Origin of the sequence: Celeribacter marinus (assembly GCF_965656515.1) — a bacterium.
In the GTDB taxonomy this organism is placed as follows: domain Bacteria; phylum Pseudomonadota; class Alphaproteobacteria; order Rhodobacterales; family Rhodobacteraceae; genus Celeribacter; species Celeribacter marinus_D.
Genome location: NZ_CBFHKW010000029.1, coordinates 1 through 5,606, shown reverse-complemented (window position 1 = coordinate 5,606; position 5,606 = coordinate 1). Strand labels below are relative to the sequence as shown.

At 53.6% G+C, this 5,606-nt stretch carries 5 protein-coding genes; 1 reads left to right on the top strand and 4 read right to left on the bottom strand.

The annotated features are described in order from the left end of the window. From mmsB to chvE, 3 genes are all read right to left on the bottom strand, one after another. Nucleotides 1-1,201 (bottom strand): multiple monosaccharide ABC transporter permease (gene mmsB / locus ACTG34_RS08150; RefSeq protein ID WP_439104454.1); only part of this gene is annotated, 1,201 nt, incomplete at its 3' end. A gap of 10 nt (nucleotides 1,202-1,211) precedes the next feature. Further along, a complete protein-coding gene (gene mmsA / locus ACTG34_RS08145) occupies nucleotides 1,212-2,726 on the bottom strand; it encodes a multiple monosaccharide ABC transporter ATP-binding protein (RefSeq protein WP_439104453.1) in 1,515 nt (504 codons plus the stop codon). Nucleotides 2,727-2,856: 130 nt separating this feature from the next. Further along, nucleotides 2,857-3,909, bottom strand: a complete 1,053-nt coding sequence (chvE, locus tag ACTG34_RS08140) for a multiple monosaccharide ABC transporter substrate-binding protein (RefSeq protein WP_439104452.1) — start codon at nucleotides 3,907-3,909, stop codon at nucleotides 2,857-2,859. A gap of 177 nt (nucleotides 3,910-4,086) precedes the next feature. Here chvE and ACTG34_RS08135 point away from each other — a divergent pair, with 177 nt between their 5' ends. Further along, the gene (locus tag ACTG34_RS08135) at nucleotides 4,087-5,022 is read left to right on the top strand and encodes a LysR family transcriptional regulator (RefSeq protein WP_439104451.1); all 936 of its coding nucleotides are present in this window, start codon (nucleotides 4,087-4,089) and stop codon (nucleotides 5,020-5,022) included. Between the two features lie 8 nt (nucleotides 5,023-5,030). On the opposite strand, the gene ACTG34_RS08130 is transcribed toward ACTG34_RS08135, so the two are convergent. Next, the coding region (locus ACTG34_RS08130) for an ATP-binding cassette domain-containing protein (protein ID WP_439104450.1) at nucleotides 5,031-5,606 on the bottom strand (576 nt) is incomplete at its 5' end.

Genomic DNA, 5,606 nt, shown 5'->3' with positions numbered 1-5,606 from the left:
GTTTGTTGTAGACGTCAAAGACCACAGCCATCAGAAGCACGAGACCCTTGATCATTTGTTGATAATCAATGCCGATGCCCATGATCGACATGCCGTTGTTGAGCACCCCCATAAGGAACGCACCGACAACCGCACCCACAATTGTGCCAACGCCGCCGGACATCGATGCGCCACCGATAAACACCGCCGCAATCACATCAAGTTCAAGAGCAAAGCCCGCTTTTGGTGTGGCGGTATTCAAACGCGCCGCAAACACAAGGCCCGCAGCCGCCGCCAGAACTCCCATGTTTACAAACGCGAGAAAGGTGAGGCGCTCGGTATTGATGCCCGACAATTTCGCCGCTTTCTCATTGCCGCCCATCGCGTAGACACGACGGCCAATTACGGTGTTTTCAGTGAGAAAGGCGTAGATTACGGTTAGTACACCCATGGTGATCAACACGTTTGGCAAACCGCGAAAGGTTGCAAGTTTCCACATGACAAAGATTAGTGCAAAGGCCACGATACCTGTGCGGGCGATAAAAAAGCTCTGTGGCTCATCTTCGATCCCGTAGGCCTTGTTGGTGGCACGTTGTTTCATGCCGCGCCAGATGACAAAGGCGGCTGCGACAAACCCCATGACGACAGCCAAAACATTAACTTGACGTACCCCCGTCATCACTGCGAGGCTCTCACCCCATGCGGCGGGGAACACGTCAGGGACAAATCCGTTTGCAATCACTGTAAATTCACGCGGGAACGGTCCAACCGACTGGCCCTGCAACAACCACAAAGACAGACCCCGAAACACTAACATGCCTGCAAGTGTGACGATAAAAGGCGGAATGCGCCAATAGGCCACCCAATAGCCCTGCGCCCCGCCAATGATGCCACCCGCGACCAGACAGATAGCAATCGTGAGGAACGGATTCATATCCCAATTGACAATCATCACGGCCGCTAAGGCACCGATAAAGCCCATAACCGATCCGACCGACAGGTCGATATGCCCCCCCACAATAATTACCAACATCCCCAGAGCCATGATGATGATGTAGGAATTTTGCAGTAGCAGGTTGGTGATGTTCACCGCCCGCAACAGCGTACCGTTCGTGACGATTTGGAAAAACGCCATAACGCCGATCAGGGCAAATAAGAGACCGTATTCGCGCAAATTTGCCGCGAGGTAGGCCTTCAGCCCCGTTTGATTAGTCTTGTCCATCCCTGCTCTCCTATTCGCTGACGATGAGCGACATAATGCGCTCTTGGCTCGCCTCGGCGGCGGTCAATTCACCGACCAACGCGCCCTCGTTCATGACATAAATTCGGTCGCACATGCCCAAAAGCTCGGGCATTTCCGACGAGATCATGACCACGCCTTTTCCCTGCGCGGCCAGATCGTTGATGATTGTATAAATCTCGTATTTTGCACCCACGTCGATCCCGCGTGTAGGCTCGTCGAGGATCAAAACCTCAGGCTCGGTAAACAACCACTTGGCCAGCACGACCTTTTGCTGGTTGCCGCCCGATAGGTTCATCACCTTTTGGAATACCGACGGGGTGCGCGTGGCCAAAGCCTCGCGGTAGCGTTCCGCCGCTTTGGTCTCTTCGTTCTTGTTGAGAATGCCCCCCTTGGAGACCTCCTCAAGGTTGGCCAATGTAGTGTTGAAACGGATCGTTTCCTCCAACACGAGGCCAAGAGATTTGCGGTCCTCGGTCACATAGGCCAGACCTGCGTCAATCGCACGGTCCACTTTCGACACATCGACCTCTTTGCCGTGCAATTTGACGTTGCCCGAAATACTACGTCCATAGGATTTGCCAAATACGGACATCGCCAATTCGGTCCGGCCCGAACCCATCAAGCCCGCGATGCCGACGACCTCGCCTGCACGGACAGTGAATGATGCGTTTTTGACCACTTGTCGGTCGCCGTGCTCGGGATGCCAAACGTTCCATCCGTCCACTTCCATCAGCATTTCGCCTGGCGTGCGCACATGTTTGGGATAGCGGTGCGTCATATCGCGACCCACCATGTCGGCCACGATCTTATCCTCTGACAGACCCTTCGCAGCGTGGGCAGAAACGGTTTGTCCATCGCGGATCACCGTCACGGTATCCGCAACATATCGGACTTCGTTAAGCTTGTGCGAGATGATGATACAGGTGACGCCCTGCGATTTCAGCTCCAACATCAGATCAAGCAATTTGCGGCTGTCATTTTCTTGAAGTGCCGCCGTCGGCTCATCCAGAATTAGAAGCTTCACGTCTTTTGATAGGGCCTTGGCAATCTCGACCAACTGCTGTTTGCCCACGCCAATACTATCGACCTTCGTTGTCGGCGTTTCTGCCAAACCAACCTTTTTCAAAAGCTCTTCGGTGCGCGCATTGGTTTCGTGCCAATTGATCACGCCGTTCACCGCGCGCTCATTGCCCAGAAAAATGTTCTCGGCAATCGACAGATCAGGTACCAAAGCAAGCTCTTGGTGGATAATCACAATACCACGATTTTCACTATCGCTGAGCGTTTTAAAGGCTGCGACATCGCCCTCGTAATGGATGTCGCCGTCATAGGTGCCAATGGGGTAGATGCCCGAAAGCACCTTCATCAATGTCGATTTTCCGGCGCCATTTTCGCCGCATATCGCGTGAATTTCGCCCTGTTCGACCTTAAGGTTCACCTGATCGAGCGCTTTCACGCCGGGGAACTCTTTGGTTATATTTCTCATTTCCAGAAGTGTGGTCATGGCGTGCCCTTCTGCGGGGTGTACGTACCCTTAAATCAAAACCCCATCGCCACACATGGCAATATGAGGTGCAGCCGCCCGAGCCTCTAGGGAAACTCGGGCGGCCTCGCGTAAGTTCAGATCAAGTCACTTACTTGATTTGATCCATTGTGTAGTAACCGGTGTCGATCAGACGCTCTTCCCAGTTGGACGCATCAACGGGAAGTGGCTCCAAAAGGTAAGCGGGGATCACTTTGATGCCGTTGTCGTAGGTTGTCGTATCGTTGATCTCTGGCTCGGAACCACCGAGAACGGCGTCGACCATACCCACGGTCACTTTTGCCAGCTCACGTGTGTCTTTGAAGATCGTGGAATACTGCTCGCCTGCGAGGATGGACTTCACTGACGGAACTTCGGCATCCTGACCGGACACGATTGGCATTTTCATATCGCCGGATCCGTATCCGACACCTTTGAGGGACGATAGGATACCAATGGACAGACCATCATAGGGGGACAACACACCGTGGACTTCTTTGTCGGTGTAATGCGCGGACAAAAGGTTATCCATGCGCGCCTGTGCCACCGCACCATCCCAACGCAATGTGCCGACTTTGTCCATGCCCATTTGACCGGACTGAACCACAACGGTGCCATCTGCGATCAAAGGATCGAACACGGACATCGCACCATTGTAGAAGAAGTAGGCGTTGTTATCGTCGGGTGAGCCACCGAAAAGCTCAACGTTGTAAGGGCCATCACCAAAGCGGGCTTTGAGGCCTTCGACGATTGTTGTTGCCTGCTGAACGCCAACTTTGAAGTTGTCGAATGTGGCGTAGTAGTCAACATCGCCAGAATCGCGGATCAGGCGGTCATAAGCGATTACTTTCACGCCAGCAGCCGCAGCGTTGGCGAGCGCATTGGACAGCGTTGTGCCGTCGATCGCCGCAATCACGAGCACGTCCACACCTTTGGTGACCATGTTCTCGATCTGTGCGAGCTGGTTGGGGATATCGTCCTCTGCGTATTGCAGATCGGCTGTGTAGCCCGCAGCTTCGAGTTCTTTGACCATGTTGTCGCCGTCAGCAATCCAACGTGCCGAAGATTTTGTTGGCATTGCGATGCCGACAGTGCCTTCCGCCCATGCAGAAATCGCAAGCGTGGAGACAGCAGCGGCAAGCGCCAGTGTTTTTGTAAGTTTCATGAATGTATCCTCCCAAGACCGGAAAAGCCGGTCGTCGTCAATAAGACCGGAATCGGTCCCGACGTACATAACGTCGGCGCTGATAAGGCCTTGGCATCTCATCCCAGTCAAATTATGTATAATTATTAAATCATACCATTAAAGATATCTTATGATGTCTGTTTGACTGGAACACCGATGACCGATCTTTTGCGCAAGGGAATGAAAATCAATCATCTGCGTCTTGCCGCGGCCCTATTGACCGAAGCAAAGCTCACAGACGCAGCGCATGCTTTGGGTATTGCACAACCGGCGGCGTCACGGCTTGCCTCTGAAATTGAAACCATCATTGATGCCCAGTTTTATCAACGCGAGGGGCGGGGCATTACACTGACGCCCGAGGGTCGCGCATTAGCGATCCGCGCAGACCGTATTCTAAACGAGATTGGCGATGCAGGGCGCGAAATCGACGAGTTACGGCGCGGACTTACCGGCGCGGTTGCGATTGGTGCCGTAACGGGGCCAGCAATTGATCTTGTTTTGCCGGTCGTGCGCCACGCGCGCATTGACATGCCTGCCGCACAAGTCGAGATCGAAGTGGCAACATCTGACCATTTGCGTGACATGGTTCTTGATCGTCGCCTCGATTTTGCACTCGCGCGCCTCCCCGAAGATTCAACCGCTACTTTGTTCGATTACACGCCCATCGGCGTAGAGCCCGTAAGCCTCATCGCACGGCAAAACCACCCTTTGATGCGCGCGCAAGCCGACACATCTCTTGAAAGCCTTTTAAACTACGATTGGGTCATGCCTGCATCTGGCGCGATCTTGCGCCAAACCGTTGAACGGGCGCTGCGCGATTTAGGGCATGCTCCCCCCGCGCGCGTCCTCAACACGTCGTCGTTCTTGCTGACACTTGCCGCCGTGAGCCAAACTAATGCAATTGCGCCAATCGCCTCAGCGGTCGCACATATTTTTGGCGCTGATGGTCAAATCCAAACCTTAAACACGCCCCTTGAATTGGCTGTGGACGAATTTGGCATTTTGACGCGTGCGGGCACACATCTCACGCCCACGGCGGAGCGTCTGCGCGATCTCATTGTGGATATGGGGAAGAAAAACCACGTGAGTTGATTGACACCTTACGCGATGCGAAACACCTTGGCCGCATCCGCTTTTGATATCTCCGATTTTTTATGGCGTGATGTGACCTTACCACGTTCCATGAACACCAACTGATCCGCAAGATCATATGCAAACTCGAAATACTGCTCCACGAGGACAATTGCCATATCGCCACGATCGCGCAAAAGAGAAATCACTCGACTGATTTGCTGAATGATATTCGGCTGAATACCCTCTGTCGGCTCGTCGAGCAAAAGCAACTTTGGCTTGATGATGAGAGCGCGGGCAATGGCAAGTTGCTGTTGCTGACCTCCCGACAAATCTCCGCCGCGACGATGCATAAAGTCTTTGAGGATCGGGAAAAGTTCAAACACCTCATCCGGAATAAACCGCTCATCACGCGGTAAACAGGTAAAGCCCGTTTCCAAATTTTCTTTGACCGTGAGCAATGGGAAAATCATCCGCCCTTGTGGAACGACAGCCACGCCTTTTTTCGCCAAACCATCAGCACCCAACCGCCCCACGTCCTCACCATCGAGCGACATTGAGCCGCCGGAGCGCGGATGCGTCCCGCAAATTGCTTTCAACAGGGA